This window comes from Thermofilum adornatum (assembly GCF_000446015.1).
Classification (GTDB): Archaea; Thermoproteota; Thermoprotei; order Thermofilales; family Thermofilaceae; genus Thermofilum; species Thermofilum adornatum.
Genome location: NC_022093.1, coordinates 164,097 through 180,396, shown reverse-complemented (window position 1 = coordinate 180,396; position 16,300 = coordinate 164,097). Strand labels below are relative to the sequence as shown.

Below are 16,300 nucleotides of genomic sequence, written 5' to 3'. Positions count from 1 at the left end.
ACATGTTTAAATATTTTTATTTGATGACTTACTTTCCAGGGATGTGTCTTCTTTATAGACAAGTTTATTTCTAAGCATACATAGTGGCATCGGCGAAATAAATGAATCGTAAACTAGTCTATGGCCTAACATTCGCCGTACTGATCTTTGGCATCATCCTAGGAGTGCTACTTGTCTACAAAAAACCACCAGCACTACCCGGCACACCGGGCACGCCGCCAGAGAACTGCCCTGCGACCGCACTAGTCTACGTATATCTGAATGACCAGCAAAAATCTGCCGCAGACACTGTGACCTCGAATCTGAAGCTGGCCCTTCAGCAATACGGCTTGAACATTCTAAATGTCCCAGTTTGTTCCATCCCCGCCACTAGCCTCTCTCAAAAACTGAGGGTTTATCCAGCCCTACTCTTCAAGGGTAACATTTCTGCATTATCACTGTTTGTAGTCGGAGAAATAGACGGCTACAAGGTTCTTAATCCAGGGGTCTCTGCCTACATGGCTTCACAAGCAGGTCTCGAGCCCGTCCTCACATATACAGCGGAACTATACATTGTTAAGGGAACTGCACCTTTCTCGGACATACGGGAAAACGAATCTAATATAAAATACATAGTTGGTCAATTATCTCTCTCAAACATAACAAGCATCCAGCAAGTCTCTGTAAACTCGCTGGGCATAAACTTAACGCGTCTACCAGCAATAGTCCTCAAATCAAACTATAACCTTTCTTCCGGGTACCAGTACGTAGTCTCCCTCGGCAAGAACTACTACACTTTTAGAGAGGACGTCGTCGGTCAGGTATTACAATACTTGGGTGTTCAGACATACGAAATACTTGCTCCTCCAAATCCAGACCTCCTCAGGAAAGGAGTAAAAATGGGCGACTCGGACAACCTGCTCTTCATCTTGGAGGACTATCACTGCCCCTACTGTGCAATGCTCATAAACTCTACTGGAAACATGTTATATAACTACGCAAAGACCGGAAAACTACAAGTAGTATTTGTGGATCTAATAATACATTCAGAAGTTGTCCCAATGCACGCGATAGCGAAGTGTGCATACAACCAATCCAAGGACGGCTACGCATATTTCAATGTATCACAAGAACTATACCACCTATACATCTCTGGAACCACAACCACCATGGCAGATGCAAACAAGACGGTTGCAAAGTATTTTGGGAAAAACATTCTAGATAAGTGCGCACCATTGCTGAATAGCTACCAGTCGGACATACAGGCGTTTTCCAGGAACCTTATGCAACAGGGCTTTACTGGTACACCCACACTTATCTTCTGGAGCAACAAGACACATAAAGGGCTAATCGTTGAGGGCTGTCTAGATATTAAGCTCTGTATCACGGAACAGCAGTTCTCACAGATATTTTCATGGCTTCAGGGCTAAATATGGAGAGGCTTGCCTTTTTATGGCTAATCCTTCTATTCATGATGTTTACCATAATTATGATGCTGACCTTATTCGCGATGGCTGAAAAATTCATCGGTAAGGAACCGACGGGCCTAGAGCTGGAGCTCCGTAGAAACGCCGAAACCGTTGTTTTGATAATATTCATGGTGTTGCTTGGCGCTGTACTTTTCTATTTGGCTCTGAGAATTTTACCCGCTGTGTCAAAGTTTTTATATTGGATATTTATCCAAAAATTCACGTGAATTCGAGGACAATAGCTGTAGTATCTGTATTCGTCTCCATGGCAACAGTCTTTAGGCTTCTCAAGAACGCGGTTACTTCAATGCAGTTTCTAAATATCCCACTGGCACTGGCTTTTGTTGCTTCCTATCTTTTTGGCAGTAAAATTGGTTTAATGGTCGGCTTCTTCGGGTATGTTTTTTCAGATCTTTTAATATATCCCGGCCTCTGGACGATCGTAAACTCCCTTGTAGCAGGGCTAGTCTCCTATATATTTGGCTTTTCATCTCGGCGTGTAATACAGGGTCTTGTTTTATTTTTGGAAGCTTTTCTCCTTTGTTTCTTCTTTGACTTATCCACATCTACACTTCTTTACATTTTGTTCGGCTTAGAAATAAGTAAGGCACTTGTATTCGCATTTATAGGGCTATTTTTACCCGTAATGGGTGGCTACCTTATAGGTATAGGTCCATTAACGGAGTTTTCTACTTCTATTCTTACTGTGCTACTTATAAGGGGTTTGGAAAAGAGAAACCTAAAGAAAGATATAAATATTGGATAAAAATCCAACTAATTGTGGCACAACAGGGACCAGTGAATGGGAAGAAAGAAAACAAAACTGTCGTTGTCCTACTAATAGCGTTACTAGTTTGGGCGCTGGCTTCAAGCAGTGTTGCTTCCTATCTATACTTGGAGAATCAAAGGCTTAAGTCTAGTCTTTCATCACTCGAAAGCAAAGCTGTTCTTGTAAACATAGCCATTGACTATGGCAATGGCACGGTTGTCTGGTTTAACTCGACACCCCTACCTTCCGGCTCGACTGCCCTATCTGCATTAACAGCAGTTGCAAGGGTAGAATACAAGCTTTCAACCATGGGGGCATACGTTACAGCCATAAACGGTGTCTCAGAGAATATTATTTCAAAAAGCGAGGGGTATTCGTGGCTCTGGTACAAGTACAGTCCCGAGAAGAAGTCATTGGAGATGGGACCTGTAGCGGCAGACAAATATACCCTTGCAAATGGAGACATAATTGTATGGAGGTATGAGCACTGGAAGTTCTAAACTTGATTTATCTATTCTCCTTTTTCTCTATTTGACAGATGGATTTGTCGGCAGGCAAACATTGGCAGAGGAATTTAAGCTTGGAGAGGGAAAAATAAAGACTCATCTCAAAGGCCTAAAGGAGAAAGGCTACATTACTCAGCTAAGGGCTGGATCCCAATTAACAGAGAAAGGCTCCATGTTTATAAATGGGATCCTAGAGGCCCTCGGCGTGGAACGTCTAGGCTTCATGGATGGCCGTGAGCTAGGGTCGCAGACTGTAGTTTATGTATTGCTTAGGAAGGAAAGTGTTCCAAGCAATGTTCTAAAGATAAGAGATCAGGCTGTAAAGGAAGGGGCAGACGGCGCCATTATCGGCATTTTCTCGGGTGATACCTTTAAGTTGCCCCCGGGAAACGAAGACCTCTGCATGTATGCTCCACTTTTCTGCACTGAGATCAAACCTAAGATTATCGGCGAACCACCACGTTTGACGTTACTGGCTGTTTTTGGAGATAAGAAAGGCAAAACGATAGAAGGTCTCGTAGCTATTCTTCTCAGCGAATATAGCCCGTGGAGAGCCACTCTTCTAGGACTCTTGGAACTTCTTTAACTGAGTAAACCCATGCATCTGCAATAGGGCTTTTAGCTGCCGCCTTTTTAAGTACCTGAATAGCCCGCAACCCAGCGTTTTTTGCGCCCTCTATGTCGGCCTTGGGGTCGTCTCCTACATGTATAGCCTCGGCGGGCGATACATTGGCTAAGAAGCATGACCATTCGAATATTTTCCTGTGTGGCTTCTTCCATATAACAGCTTGCGACGCGACGAGGACATCTACGTACCTTATCAGGCCTACTTCAGCTAGTCTATCTTTAACTATTTCGTAGCTTCCAACATTTGTTATTATTCCAAGTTTAAACCCCATTTCCTTGACCCTCGCTAATGTTTCGAGAGCATCGCTGTCGAGCTCAAAGCCCTCCACATAGCTTTTGAGGACTGCTTTGTAAGCCAGCTCTACGAGTTGTGGGGTTGGTGTTAAGCCGAGGTACCGTATCAAGAACATTGAACGAGTGAGATCCCATGTTTCAATCTCTTCTCCATGAATATTTGACTTGCTCCATGCATCTAATATTTCCTGGCTTGAAAATTTTCTTCCAGTGTTCTCTTCAAGAGTTTCAGATAGATTCTTAGACAAGAAATTGGCAAACCCTCTGTCAAATACTAGTGTGCTTCCCATGTCGAAAAACACTGCCGGGATGTCCTTCACCACTTATCTTGAGATCTGTTTTTTGCGCAAACCCCTATAGATATTGAAGACAGAAATTGCGAAGGAAAGCACATTGAGGATCAAGAAAACAGCATCGCCAATAATGTACGAATGTATAGCTAGGAACAGGCTTCCAAGCCCATAGAGGATGCTGAGACGCAGGCTAGGTACGCTGTCTATGCTTACAATCCAAGCTGACACGATCAAAACCATGCCTATTATTCCAAGTATAGACATGGCCTAAACCCATTTCTCTCTCTATGTGTGCTTAAAAATCTTCCGGGTGCTTTTAAAAATGGACAAGTTATGGCCTCTGAGAGCGGGATACAACTGCAGCATTATGCTTTAATACTGCATTTTCTTGTTTGTTGCGGGATTGGTGTATAATGGGTCAAAAATACAAGAAACCCGCAAGATTCGTGGCCTCAGGCAAAGTGAAGGCTTTTCTTTCCGAGAGCGGGGAAGTCCTCTACGTCGACATTAACGGCGAGCTCTATGAGGGTGTAGGCGACTTTGTACCTGTCCCTATTGCCGACTTGAGGAAGGTAAGGCTTAATCAGATACCCGAAGAAGTATTTATTGAGCCTGTTGCATACATAGATAAAAACATTGTCTACATGTTGCGTTTCGGCAACATATTAACATATGAAGTAAAGTTCGGCAGAAGCTCTGCCCTTGTAAACGTCGAGGAGTGGGCTGCCGACTGGAAGTCCTATATCGGACTAGAAGCTATGAAGGACGCGTTGTCTTCTACCCTTAGAGAGTTACTGTCAATGGGCTTTATCTCTTTCGTGGACGTGGAAGACGAAGATGACATGATGTATGTCTCTTTCGAGATACCGCTCCCAGAAACAATGACGATACGCAATGCGGTAAAAACTGTTAGGAAAATTTTGAGGGAAATAGAAAAAGAGGCGTCAATTAGGGCTAGCCTTCTAGCAATAAAGGAGGCTAGAAGGAACATAGAGAAAAGTTCCCGGAAAAGGGATGAAGGAAGCCTCGTTGAACGTGTTTCAAGGATTTTTTACAAAGAAGTTGAAGAAAAAAGAGAAGATTTTTCGAAAAAATAGAAAAGAGTAAAGTATATTTTTCAGGATTTTCTCTTCAAGCAGTATGCTTGATGAAAAAGACGTAGCCCTCCTAGAACTCCTACAAGAGAATGCAAGATTAACAGTGAAAGAGCTAAGCAGGAAAATAGGGTCTCCGATAACCACTACTCACGCTAGGCTTAAGCGTTTAGAGAAAGAGGGCTTCATAAAAGCCTACAGAGCGATCTTGGATCCGAAGAAGCTCGGCTTCAACACTCTAGCCTATATCTTCATATCTTTTTCACGCGAAAAAGGTTTGGATCAGAGAAAAGTTGCAAGCGAAATAGCAAAGATACCCGAAGTGCAGGAGGTTCACATCATAACAGGTGAATGGGACATATTGGCAAAGGTTAGGGTAAGCAACGTAGACGCACTCGGAGAGCTCGTAGTCAACAAGTTGCGGAACATTGAGGGTGTAGAGAAAACTTACACGTCTGTCGTGTTAGAAAACGTTAAAGAGTCCACAAAGCTACCTGTAAGGGCAAGCCAGGTCGAGAAATAATGGCTAAAATATATCTTGCTGCTCCTATGAGGGGGGATAGGAGCGCCTTAAACAATGTAAAGCAGATATGCAGGATGCTAGAGGAGCATGGACACGTAGTATTAACTAAGCATGTTGCTGAAGATGTTCTTGATATAGACAGAGGCATGACTCCCAGTGAAATATTCGAGAGAGACATAAAGCTACTTGAAGAAGCAGACTTTCTAGTGGCAGAAGTCTCCTATCCAAGCCTCGGAGTAGGATTTGAAATCGCATATTTCTTGCTAAAAGGGAAAGAAGTTATAGCACTAGCTCTCGAGGACAGAGTAAACAATGTGTCAGCAATGATTCGGGGCATAACGTGGCCTAACTTTCACTTTATACCATACACAGCGCCGGAAGACGCTGTCTTAAAAATAAGCAACCACATTAAGTAGGGAGACAGAAATGAAGATAGCTATTCTCGCGATGCCACAGGTTGAACACCCTGATGAGCTTCTTAGCTGGCTAAAAGGATACCTAGAAGCCATAGGCCTCACGGATATAACTGTTGAACAAAACTTCTCGATTGAGAGGCTAGAGGATGTCTTTCAGCAGGTCGATGCCATTATTCTTGCAGGGGTTGCTGGGAACCCCCAACTCGTCAGCAAGGTTGCAAAGGTTCTTGGCTTGGGGACAGAGGTAAACGCGGACGCCCTCGAACTAGTGAAAAGCTTCTATATGGACAAAGCTGAGTTGCCGAAAAACCTAGAGGACCTCGCAGTTATGCCAGAGTTCAGCTATGTAATTCCAAATGAGAGGGGACCGGTTCCATCCTTTGTGGCTTTTAGCCTGGAAAGCGAAAAATTCGTAGCGGCGACGCCGCCTAGGTTTGAGGAAACCATCGAGGCTTTCGAGAAGGGAATACAAGACTTTTTTAGGCAGTCAACGGGCAAAAAATTTTCAGTAACGTTCTCATTAGATCTAGAGTGCCAGATAACTGAAGCCAATGAAGTTATAAATGCAGTCAGGAGAGAAGTAAGGAATGTTTTCCCAAGGCTCGATGGAAGATTTTACACAGGCAAAGGCTTTCCTTTAACCTTTACAGTTTACTCTTCTACCCCTGAAGAGCTCTCGGAAACAATGGAGAAGATACAGAACATAGTTCTCCAAGTGTCTCGTGAAAAAGGGATCAAAATAATCGAGAAGCAAATGCAAGAGACAGAGGAAAACCTTTAAACAGTTCTTGAATATGTAAAACGGTATTTATGAAGGTTATAGAGGCAAATAGTAAAGAAAGGTGGCAAGTCGTCTTCAGGGAAGAAAACAAATGGCAGGTAGGCATTTACATACCAGAAAATACTTCTCTTGAAGAAGTAACCGTCCTCGAGAAACATAACAGGCCAGAGCTATTCTTTCTCGTAAAGGGAGAAATTGTTCTAGTCCTAAGCCAAGATGGTTCAAGAATTGAAGAGGTAAAAATGCTCCCAGGGAAAATATATGTTGTAGACGAGTGGCATAATGCCTATAGGCCGCACGGCCGTGAAGGAATTGCATTAGTTGTTGAAGCTCCAGACATAGAGACAGAATACATACAGCTTGGTTCAAAGTGTAGAGAATAGGTATCAGAAGCTTACCTTTCAATCATCGTTTTTCTCATTCAGCCATCGGGTCATCATACATAGCTAAAAACACATGTGTTGTTATAAAAATTTCTGGCAGTAAAGGAAAAACTACGGGCTATGCACTTATATACTCGTAGACTTTGTCCTCTATTTTCTGGAATTCTGGAGACCTTCTATCCCTAGGTCTTGGGATCTCAACGGGGATAATTGCTGCTACCTTGGCTGGTCTAGCTGTAAAAATCACAAGCCTGTCTGCCATGAAGATTGCCTCGTCAACATTGTGCGTGACCATAACTATTGTACGGACACTCGTGACACCCCACTGCCACATATCTAAAACCTCTGACCTCAGGGACTCCGCTGTCAAGGGATCCAGCTGGCTGAAAGGCTCATCCATTAGGAGAATGAGAGGCTCTATAGCCAGGGCCCTCGCGATATTAACCCTCTGCTTCATCCCGCCGCTAAGCTCGCGGGGATAGAAGTTCTCAAAAGACTGTAGGCCCACGAGTGATAGGTACTTCCTAGCCTTTTCCTCTGCCTCCTTCCACGACATTCCCCTAACCCTTAGCGGCAGGGCTACATTCTCTAGAACAGTCATCCATGGCAGTAGAGTTGGAGACTGAAAAACAAATCCTATTTGTGCGTCCTTGTGTGTGAAAACGATTTCGCCGCTGTCCGCCTTTTCTAGGCCGGCAATTATCCTTAACAAAGTTGTTTTTCCGCATCCGCTTGGCCCCAAGATTGCGACAAATTCTTCGCCGATGTCAAATGTAATCCCTTCTAGGACTGGGAGTGCCTTGCCCCCCTCCTTGAATGTCTTTACAACGTTCCTAATAGAGATTATGGGTTGCACTCTTATTCACCTGTATAGCCACTACTTATCCTTGAGAAAATTCTCGACCAGACCATTTTATTTATTATCACGATTACAAGCGATAAGAGAAGTGCGGTTAGAGCAACCTCTGTAGTCTTACCTTCGACTGTGTATCTATTAAGCAAGGCTCCAACTCCACCCATGTCGAAAGTTCGCCCCGACAAAACCACGTACTCTGCAACGACCGTTGCATTCCAAGCCCCGCCCCAGGCGCTCAACAGCCCGCTTGCCACTGCCGGAAAGATTGATGGAAGGAAAATTGTCCTTACAAAATACCATCCTTTTATCTTGTATACTTGTGCAAGTTCTTCGTGCTCCCTCCTAATGTTGGAAAGGCCAAAAATTATAATATTGAAGAAGAGATACCAAGCGGCTCCCTGTAATAGAACAATAAGCGAGACAAGGTATGGGCCTAGGCTTGATGCCAAGGCGATTTGAGCCAGTAGGGGCCACCAAATGATAGCTGGAATTGATGCCAGCAATTCTCCGCTCAGTGTAAATATGTATCCCATTTCTCTACTCTTGTAGGTGGCATAGCTTATCCCAAGGGATAAAAGGAAGGAAAAAATGAGAACTAAGAAGACATGAAACAAGCTTATCGGGAGCTCACGGGCAAAGTTCAACGCTACATCATAAATGTCCAAGCTTAAGAGCCCGGTAAAACCTTTTAAAAGATAGTAAAAAATGAAAACCGCGAAAAACAACCCAATTGCCTTTGAGAAGACTTTCGGAACTGTTACTTTCTTTTCTATAAATATGAAGACTTCTTTGATGAAGTTCCATAGCATAGAGACAATTAATGAGAGTTTTTCATAGACAATTTTGATGCTTAGTAATGGCAGATTCCAGAGGGAAACAATCGCAGGATTCCATAAGATAATGTAGGTTAATAGTATCGTTAGGATCAGCCCCCCTATACCCATATAGAAACTAGTAAAGTCCCCACTGTTGAAGCTTTCAAGGATAAAGGTTCCGATTCCTCTGAGTTTATATTCCTCTTCTCCTAGTGAGATAACCTCTGCAGATGTTAGGAAGAACCATCCGCCGGCCCAGGATACCAGGGTATTTGCGAGAAGAGCCGATTTCGAGGCAGGGGTATAAATATAGAAGAACTTGGATGCCGGCCCAAAGGAATAAACATGTGCCATGTCGAATATCGAGGGGTCTAGCGATTTTATGGATGCGTATACCCCGAAAATCATGTTCCACACGAGGCTGGTAATAATAAGGAAGACTGCTGAAGCCTCTAGACCAAAGGGTTTTGGAAGATTTCCTACAAAAAACACGAGAACGACTGGGAAAAACCCCAAGATAGGTATGGATTGGAGTATGTCTAGGATAGGTAAAGTTACAGCCTCTATTAACTTGTTTCTGGCCATAGCTGAACCTACGAGGAGAGCCAATAATACTGATATTATGTAGGCAACTAGCATCCTAGCAAGGCTATAGCCCAATGCAACCATCAGGTCGAGGATCCCCATTGTCTCAGCCAGCCATTATTCAACTTACAAAGACAAAACCGTAAAGAATAAAAATCTTAGCAAAGAATTATCTTAGGCAAGGTGAAGAATTAAGGTGTCAAGTGAGTCAAAGAAAAAAGTTGTCTTGCCTCGAGACGTTTCCCCCGACCACGTACTAGGACTAGTAGAAGTACTTAATAGTGCAGGAGGCCAGATTGACTCTATGTATGTTGGCGACGCGGTTTATGAAAACATAAAGATTCTCCCCAAGGCAATTGACGTTGCAGAGGCACTGGGTCTAGTAGAGTCTCATTCCGGAAACCTCCGCTTGACGGATCTTGGCAGAAAAGTTGCTAGGAGCGATCCAAAAAGCCTGAAACGCCTATTAAAAGGGGCAATCGCAAACGTTGAGCCACTTGGCGAGATCCTAGGGTTACTGAAACAGAGGAAGAAGATTAGTGTAGATGAATTCAGAGAAATAATTGAGAAGTATTATCCAGGAGGAGTCGAGGAAGCATCCAAGAATATATTGATCTGGGGTGCATTCCTCCACCTCTTCCAGATGGACGAGGACGACGAGGAAATACACTTAATTTAGTGCTGTCTAGATAAATTTCTGATGATGAGGTTTGCTAGGACCGAGTTGTGAGGGCTACGGCGGAGACTGATCCCGAGTCTCACTGCCGAAACTTAGAAGCGACAATTGTTTGTTGCTTTTCTTTGGGAGATTTGGGAAAGTATCTCGAACCGGTAGATACACCTTCTCGTAAAAATCTTTCTGGCTAAGCAGAGTCTTCTTATCAAACGACTTGACGTACTCTACAGCCAGCCTCCAGGCATCCTCAAAAGGCATAATTCTCTCAATCCTGTTTTTTACTTCTCTCTCAAATAGCTCTGGTGTCTGGTCTTGGTCGCCCATAGTGAACCAGCCGTTTTTGCCGAGGTAGGCTGCTTCGTCACCCACATATACTATAGTTTTGCCCTCCTCGTCTTTTTCCATGGAAACATCTCTTGCCAGCCTTTGACGGGAAGCGGCGACTGGGACTCCTCTCCTTTTGGCCCAAGCATAGAATATAGCTCTGTTTAATCCAAAAGAGTAGCTTTTTTCTAGGTCACCTGTCAAGACATAGTAGCGGGCCGCCTGGAGTAGAGCCATTACTTGAAATCTTCCAATTTGGCTTTCCATCTATGTTTGTATATACAAAAATGCTCAAAAATCTATTTTTCTACCAGTATTTCTGTTCTCGAGCTCGACAATTCCCTCAGCAAACTGTATGCGAGGATCTGAGAGTCGCCTTCTGCCCTAAAAGGAACAAGTTTCCCAAGCTTTTTGTAAAAATCTACCACCGGTGATACTGTTGCAAGATATTCCTCGTACCTTCTCTTGATGACTTCTGGCGAATCATCTGTTCTTCTAGTTAGCTTTGCACCACACTTGTCACATATGTTGTCCCTCTTGGGGGGTTTCCAGGAGACATGATAAGTTTCTCCACAGTTTGGGCAGTATAGTCTCCCGCATATCCTTTCTATGATTGTTTCTAGGCTTGCTTGGAGAAGGACAACTTTGTCAAGTGGAAAATGTTCTTCAAGAAATACTGCCTGGGGAAGTGTCCTAGGGTATCCATCCAAAATAAAGCCATTAGCACAGTCACTAGCGCACAGTCTTTTTGCAACTATATCGTTTACTATCTTGTCTGGGACGAGTAGTCCCCGTGAAACGTAGGACTCAACTTCTCTTCCCAGCTCAGTCTTCATGCTGATTTCTCTTCTCAATAGCTCACCAGTGGATAAGTGTGGAATACGAAGCTCTTTGCTTAGAATGCTTGAATATGTTCCTTTGCCCACGCCCGGGGGACCTAGAAGGGCTAACCTGATGCTCAACACCAAGTAATTAAATAGTATTAATTCATGTTAATAAACTTAGTGCCTCAAGAACGAAAACATTTTCATAGCTGAGGATTACACTGTGCCTTTCCCCGGAAACAAAATTTAATAGCTTTAATAGCAAGGCAAAGACTGAACAATTATGCCTAGTTATTCTCAGACGTATCCAAATATTTTGTTGCCCTTAAAGGAAAAACTGCCAACCGAAATAGGATCCCTTATTAGGGAAGGCAAGGCTGAAGAGGCAAAGAAGCTAATTCTTGCCTACTTGCAGGACTCGAGTCCCCCTCTGAGAGAGCGCCTCGAAATAGAGATTGAAAGGCTAAATAGGCTGGGCTATGAGTACCCCTTCTCGTCTGACGAGGCGTTCAGAGCTCTGAGGAAAGACATATGGGATTTAAGGGAAGAAGAATTCCATGAACTTTTAAAGAGGGGGTGCATTGACTTCATTATTCTCGAGGGGTCTCTGAGGATCCACAGGAGGTTCAAGGCAAACACGTATTGGCTTTGTGGCGACCTTAAGCAAAGAAAAAGAGCAAAAAATGATGAGCGAAGCGATGCAGGAGAGTTAGTATTGAAGTGGAGGGCAGAAAGAGTACTTAAGGCCGCTAAAGAGAAGGGAGGAGGTTTCGTGCTCCCGTTGAAATATCACGTTAAAGCGTCTATATCTCTCAGAAACCCTGCCCATCAATACGGCGAGGTCGTCAGGGTCTGGATTCCTTTGCCACGGGATGAGACAACAAATATTAGTGTAAGAATTCTAGACGCAAGCAAGAAGCCAAAGTATATTGCTCCACCGGATCATCCTCAGCGGACTGTATATTTCGAGCTTGAAGGAGAAGAAAGAGAGGTCTGGATCGAATATACTTTTGTCTCAAGGGGCTTCCACGTGGAGATAGACCCCAAAGAGGCATATATCGACACGGAGTCAGAGGTGTATAGGGAATATACCTCTGAGAGACCCCCACACATTGCCTTCACAGAGCCTTTGAGGAAGCTCGCCGAGGAAATTACACGGGGAGCGTCTACCCCCTACGAAAAGGTGAAGAGGATATGGGAATGGGTGACGGGGAATGTTAGATACACTTATGCCAAAGACTACCTTCTGTACGACAATATCCCAGAATATGTAGCTAGCGAGAAACGGGGAGACTGTGGGATGCAAGCGCTACTATTTATCACACTTTGCAGGCTAGCAGGCATACCGGCCAGATGGGAGTCCGGGTGGTACATGAATCCTCTTTCGCCAGGGATGCATGACTGGGCACAATTCTATCTTGAGCCATATGGCTGGCTCTATGCTGACCCAAGTTTTGGGAACAAGAGAAAGGGGGGAGAGTGGAGACATCAGTTCTATCTAGGCTCCATCGAAGGCTACAGGCTTGCCTCTAATATCGAGGTGTATACACAGTTCGACCCTCCTAAGAAACACCTCAGATCCGACCCCGTTGATAGTCAGAGAGGAGAGGTCGAAACAACAGGGAAAAACCTCTACTATAACGAGTGGGACTTCTCTCTTGAAATTTTAAGCGTGGAGGGACTCGAAAGTAAGTTTTAAAACATTTTTATGCCTGGTCTTTTTAAATTTTATTTCAGTTTTCAACAGAAAAGATTTATATTTTTCTCATATTTTTACATATTGTGAACACCACAAAAATCCTATATTACCTTTCAATAGCAATAGGGCTACTAATCGTCATAGCTATCTTCTATGGCTTCTGGCAGGCCCTCCAGACAAATCCAAAGGATCCATGGAGCATTTTCCCAATATCCCAGTTCTTCATGTCTGCACACAGCATTGTCTTCGCTATTGGCGCCATCGTTTGGATCCTTGGTACCATTGTCTTCTTGTTAGAAATTGCAGGCTACACTATTACGTCAAAAGGTCTTGCAAAGAACAGGATGGGGATTGGAGACTGGAGCGTTATTGACATAGCTCTCGTTGCACTTAGCGCGGCTGTATATGGAGGACTTCTGGCGGCTACGGCTCCCATAACAATTGTGCCGGGCTTTACCTGGCTAAGACCGGCAAACTCTCTGGCTCCACTATTCGGAATGTTTTTTGGGATTCCAGGAGCTGTAGGAGTCGCGATAGGCAATCTCCTTGCAGACATACTCTCGGGCTACTTCGGCGTCGGCTCAATAGGAGGCTTCATTGGAAACTTCCTGATAGCATATATACCCTACAAATTTGTCAGGGACCACAGTTTCTCTAATGCTTCATCCATTGGCGAGTTCTACATCTGGGGCGTCATTGTTCAGGCGTTTGTCAGTGCGCTCTACATCTGCTGGTGGCTAGACATAATGCAAAACGTCGTTGGTCTACCACTGTTCGTTATATGGGCTATCATTGCAACGTCGATCCTTATAAACAACATTACTGTAAACGCGGTTCTGTCACCAATTCTCGGTGTCATCTTGTTCCCAATCGTGAAGTCCCGCGGCTTGTACTGGAAAGACAGGGTACAGCCACAAGCTTCAACTTTGTCAAAATAAAACTTTAAAACTATAATTTGTTTTTCTATCTCCATAAAATGAGGTGTCCTCCACTTGTTGAGCGGGCTCTATATCGAGCGAAGGTCCTTCTTCCACTCCCTAGACCCACGTGCAAAACTCGTCTGGGCGTTACTAGTCCTTGCCGCCTCCATTGTTACGCAGTTTAATGGTCTTAAGAGCTTCCCAATATTTGTCTCCACTATAGTAGCTCTAATACTGTCTGGTATAGGGGCGGGACTAGCGGCGATACTGATCTTTAACTCGCTTATCTTCCTCTTGATAACTACACTGGTGTGGGCTGGGATGTACAGCAACCAAGGAAGATTAGTTCTAGACCTGTGGATAATCAAAGTGACAGACGTAGGGCTCCTAGTTGCCAGCGGGAAATTCTTCCTGATAATGAGTCCAGTCTTCGCCTTTATAACGTTCTTTGTGACAACAAAGCCTTACCATGTTTCATGGACACTCGAAAAAATCAGGGTCCCCCCTAAGCTTTCCACAGCCTTTGTCATAGCGGTAAGCCTTCTGCCGACAATGGTGAAGGCTACAAGGGACGTTATAGATGTGCAAAGACTCAGAGGTCTGGCACTCGATAAGGGAAGTATACCTGAGAGACTTAGAAAGTATATTCCAATAATTGTCCCAGTTATTTCGAGACTATTAAGCGATGTATGGGACTTGAGCATGGTTCTCGCCTCCAGGTATGTCGGCTATTCTAAGAAGAGGACCTACCTCTTAGAGCCAAAATGGGTCAAGAGGGATACTTTGTTTTTATTGTTCTCAATAATATTCTATGGGGTGATACTTTTATGGGGCCTTCTGTAATTGTTAGGAACCTAAGCGCCAAGTATATTGGCTCGGACACGTGGACTGTGAGGGCCGTAGACCTCCAAGTCAATAAGGGAGAGATGGTCGTAATTATGGGGCCGAGCGGCTGTGGGAAGACCACACTCTTCAGAATTCTTGCGGGACTAGTTCCATCGTTGATTCCTGGAACAGTTGAGGGCGAAGCGATAGTTGAGGGAGTAGACGTTGTGAGGGCTGGCTATAAACAGCTTGTAGGCGTGGTCGGGCTGGTCTACCAGAACCCCGAAATGCAGGTTATTACAAGGTCTGTCCTCGAAGAGCTTGCAATGGGTCCCGAGAACCTTGGTCTATCGCGGGAAGAGATCCAGAAACGTATAGACTGGGTTACCCATGTGTTGAACCTTTACGACTTGCTGGACAAGGATCCCCAGTCTCTCTCTGGAGGCGAGAAACAACTAATAGCCATAGCGAGTGTCTTAACCATAAAGCCAAAGGTTTTGCTACTGGACGAGCCAACATCAATGCTAGATCACAGAGGCACCCGACTCGTTTTGGAAGCCATCAACCAGTTAAAGAAAGAGGGCTTGACAATTCTAGTTGCCGAGCACAGAGTGGAATGGGCAGTCGAGGCGGCGGACAGGATTGCAGTTATGGGTAGGGGTACAATACTTCTTGAAGGGAAGCCGGAGGAAGTTTTCTCTAGGGTAGAGGATATCCAGAGGTACGGCGTTAGGTCTCCAGGCATAGCCGAGGTAGCGTACGAGTTGAGGAAAAAGGGTATCGATGTCCCTATACCAGTAAAGTTGGAGGATAGCTGGAAGTTGGGGGTGGGATCCAAATGATAGTTTTCGACAAGGTATCATTTAACTACGGGGACAAGGGATTCGAGATAAGAGACCTCAGCGTAGAGATTGGCCGTGGCGAATTTATAGGTGTAATTGGCCACAGCGGGGCTGGGAAGACAACATTTGCAAAACTAGCTGTAGGGCTACTTAAGCCTATATCAGGCAGAGTCCTCGTAGACGGGATGGACACGAAAACGACGCCCGTATCTGACCTCGCACGTAAAGTTGGATTTGTCCATCAGAACCCTGAACTCATGATATTCTCGTCTACAATCCTCGACGAAGTCGGATTCGCCCTGAGGAACCTAGGATACCCAGAAATCAGAATCAAAGACGCCGTGGGGAGAGTTCTGGAAAGCGTAGACTTAATCAAGCCACTGAACTTTCCGCCGCATGCTCTCAGCTTTGGAGAAAAACATAGGCTTGCAATAGCAAGCGTCCTTGTAATGGAGCCAGACATCTTAATCCTTGACGAGCCAACAACTGGGCTAGACTATGGGAGGTGCCTACAGTTATTCAGAGTTCTTGAAAACCTACACCGTAACGGAAAATCTGTCGTTGTCATCACGCATGACTTGGATCTCTTGGGAATGTTTGCTAAGAGGATAATTGTCTTTGAGAAGGGAAAAATTATAAGGGATGGACCTACAGAAGAGGTTTTGACCGACATATCTTTCCTCGAGGAGAAGGGCTTTATCCCAACGCAACTACAGAGACTGGCAAACATGCTTGGAGTAAAGAAACTGACCCCACAGGAAATAGCCGAACAGATAATAAAGAAAAAACTGATATAATTT

The 16,300-nt window shown here is 44.5% G+C and carries 22 protein-coding genes; 16 read left to right on the top strand and 6 right to left on the bottom strand.

The annotated features are described in order from the left end of the window. Positions 1 to 101: 101 nt before the first annotated feature. Genes N186_RS00960 through N186_RS00940 form a run of 5 tightly spaced genes read left to right on the top strand, consistent with a single transcriptional unit; the run spans position 102 to position 3,309 of the window. Positions 102 to 1,409 (top strand): DsbA family protein, encoded by a 1,308-nt coding sequence (locus tag N186_RS00960; protein ID WP_020961893.1) that lies wholly within the window; start codon positions 102 to 104, stop codon positions 1,407 to 1,409. A 2-nt stretch (positions 1,410 to 1,411) separates the two neighbouring features. Further along, positions 1,412 to 1,675 (top strand): hypothetical protein, encoded by a 264-nt coding sequence (locus tag N186_RS00955; RefSeq protein ID WP_052885491.1) that lies wholly within the window; start codon positions 1,412 to 1,414, stop codon positions 1,673 to 1,675. Then, positions 1,672 to 2,214 carry an ECF transporter S component gene (locus tag N186_RS00950; RefSeq protein ID WP_020961891.1) on the top strand — a complete coding sequence of 181 codons (543 nt, stop codon included), beginning with the start codon at positions 1,672 to 1,674 and terminating at the stop codon, positions 2,212 to 2,214. The genes N186_RS00955 and N186_RS00950 overlap by 4 nt, the downstream gene beginning before the upstream one ends. 14 nt (positions 2,215 to 2,228) lie before the next feature. After that, the gene (locus N186_RS00945; protein ID WP_020961890.1) at positions 2,229 to 2,717 is read left to right on the top strand and encodes a DUF4430 domain-containing protein; all 489 of its coding nucleotides are present in this window, start codon (positions 2,229 to 2,231) and stop codon (positions 2,715 to 2,717) included. A gap of 31 nt (positions 2,718 to 2,748) precedes the next feature. After that, positions 2,749 to 3,309, top strand: coding sequence for a DUF4443 domain-containing protein (locus tag N186_RS00940; RefSeq protein WP_052885490.1), 561 nt, complete (start codon positions 2,749 to 2,751; stop codon positions 3,307 to 3,309). On the opposite strand, the gene N186_RS00935 is transcribed toward N186_RS00940, so the two are convergent. Beyond that, positions 3,254 to 3,967: an HAD family hydrolase gene (locus N186_RS00935; RefSeq protein ID WP_020961888.1), complete on the bottom strand. Its 714-nt coding sequence runs from the start codon at positions 3,965 to 3,967 to the stop codon at positions 3,254 to 3,256. The two genes, N186_RS00940 and N186_RS00935, sit on opposite strands and share 56 nt — an antisense overlap. Continuing rightward, a complete protein-coding gene (locus N186_RS00930) occupies positions 3,968 to 4,201 on the bottom strand; it encodes a hypothetical protein (protein ID WP_020961887.1) in 234 nt (77 codons plus the stop codon). Positions 4,202 to 4,350: 149 nt separating this feature from the next. Between N186_RS00930 and N186_RS00925 the strand changes: the two genes are divergently transcribed. Genes N186_RS00925 through N186_RS00905 form a run of 5 tightly spaced genes read left to right on the top strand, consistent with a single transcriptional unit; the run spans position 4,351 to position 7,134 of the window. Beyond that, positions 4,351 to 5,034 (top strand): hypothetical protein, encoded by a 684-nt coding sequence (locus N186_RS00925; RefSeq protein WP_020961886.1) that lies wholly within the window; start codon positions 4,351 to 4,353, stop codon positions 5,032 to 5,034. Positions 5,035 to 5,077: 43 nt separating this feature from the next. Beyond that, on the top strand, positions 5,078 to 5,554 hold the full coding sequence (locus N186_RS00920; protein ID WP_020961885.1) for an Lrp/AsnC family transcriptional regulator: 477 nt from the start codon (positions 5,078 to 5,080) through the stop codon (positions 5,552 to 5,554). Beyond that, entirely contained in the window at positions 5,554 to 5,970 is a 417-nt protein-coding gene (locus N186_RS00915; RefSeq protein WP_020961884.1) for a nucleoside 2-deoxyribosyltransferase, read from the top strand. Before N186_RS00920 ends, N186_RS00915 begins: the two co-directional genes overlap by 1 nt. A gap of 10 nt (positions 5,971 to 5,980) precedes the next feature. After that, positions 5,981 to 6,751, top strand: a complete 771-nt coding sequence (locus N186_RS00910) for a hypothetical protein (protein ID WP_020961883.1) — start codon at positions 5,981 to 5,983, stop codon at positions 6,749 to 6,751. A gap of 29 nt (positions 6,752 to 6,780) precedes the next feature. Further along, the gene (locus N186_RS00905; protein WP_020961882.1) at positions 6,781 to 7,134 is read left to right on the top strand and encodes a hypothetical protein; all 354 of its coding nucleotides are present in this window, start codon (positions 6,781 to 6,783) and stop codon (positions 7,132 to 7,134) included. A 118-nt stretch (positions 7,135 to 7,252) separates the two neighbouring features. Here the strand turns inward: N186_RS00905 and N186_RS00900 are convergent, their stop codons facing one another. Further along, on the bottom strand, positions 7,253 to 7,990 hold the full coding sequence (locus N186_RS00900; protein ID WP_020961881.1) for an ABC transporter ATP-binding protein: 738 nt from the start codon (positions 7,988 to 7,990) through the stop codon (positions 7,253 to 7,255). 2 nt (positions 7,991 to 7,992) lie between these two features. Beyond that, positions 7,993 to 9,492: an ABC transporter permease subunit gene (locus tag N186_RS00895; protein ID WP_020961880.1), complete on the bottom strand. Its 1,500-nt coding sequence runs from the start codon at positions 9,490 to 9,492 to the stop codon at positions 7,993 to 7,995. Positions 9,493 to 9,586: 94 nt separating this feature from the next. On the opposite strand from N186_RS00895, the gene N186_RS00890 reads away from it, so the two are divergent. Then, a complete protein-coding gene (locus tag N186_RS00890; RefSeq protein WP_020961879.1) occupies positions 9,587 to 10,069 on the top strand; it encodes an AAA-associated domain-containing protein in 483 nt (160 codons plus the stop codon). Positions 10,070 to 10,123: 54 nt separating this feature from the next. Here N186_RS00890 and N186_RS00885 read toward each other — a convergent pair whose 3' ends face one another. Further along, positions 10,124 to 10,657, bottom strand: a complete 534-nt coding sequence (locus N186_RS00885) for a hypothetical protein (protein ID WP_020961878.1) — start codon at positions 10,655 to 10,657, stop codon at positions 10,124 to 10,126. Positions 10,658 to 10,689: 32 nt separating this feature from the next. Beyond that, positions 10,690 to 11,355, bottom strand: a complete 666-nt coding sequence (locus tag N186_RS00880) for an adenylate kinase family protein (protein WP_020961877.1) — start codon at positions 11,353 to 11,355, stop codon at positions 10,690 to 10,692. 142 nt (positions 11,356 to 11,497) lie between these two features. On the opposite strand from N186_RS00880, the gene N186_RS00875 reads away from it, so the two are divergent. From N186_RS00875 to N186_RS00855, 5 genes are all read left to right on the top strand, one after another. Then, complete coding sequence (locus N186_RS00875; protein ID WP_148681936.1) at positions 11,498 to 12,913, top strand: transglutaminase-like domain-containing protein; 1,416 nt, start codon at positions 11,498 to 11,500, stop codon at positions 12,911 to 12,913. An 83-nt stretch (positions 12,914 to 12,996) separates the two neighbouring features. Then, positions 12,997 to 13,851, top strand: a complete 855-nt coding sequence (locus N186_RS00870; RefSeq protein ID WP_020961875.1) for a QueT transporter family protein — start codon at positions 12,997 to 12,999, stop codon at positions 13,849 to 13,851. Positions 13,852 to 13,908: 57 nt separating this feature from the next. Then, complete coding sequence (locus N186_RS00865; RefSeq protein WP_020961874.1) at positions 13,909 to 14,676, top strand: energy-coupling factor transporter transmembrane component T family protein; 768 nt, start codon at positions 13,909 to 13,911, stop codon at positions 14,674 to 14,676. Next, on the top strand, positions 14,661 to 15,500 hold the full coding sequence (locus N186_RS00860; protein WP_020961873.1) for an energy-coupling factor ABC transporter ATP-binding protein: 840 nt from the start codon (positions 14,661 to 14,663) through the stop codon (positions 15,498 to 15,500). Before N186_RS00865 ends, N186_RS00860 begins: the two co-directional genes overlap by 16 nt. Beyond that, positions 15,497 to 16,297 carry an energy-coupling factor ABC transporter ATP-binding protein gene (locus tag N186_RS00855; protein ID WP_020961872.1) on the top strand — a complete coding sequence of 267 codons (801 nt, stop codon included), beginning with the start codon at positions 15,497 to 15,499 and terminating at the stop codon, positions 16,295 to 16,297. Before N186_RS00860 ends, N186_RS00855 begins: the two co-directional genes overlap by 4 nt. Positions 16,298 to 16,300 lie beyond the last annotated feature (3 nt).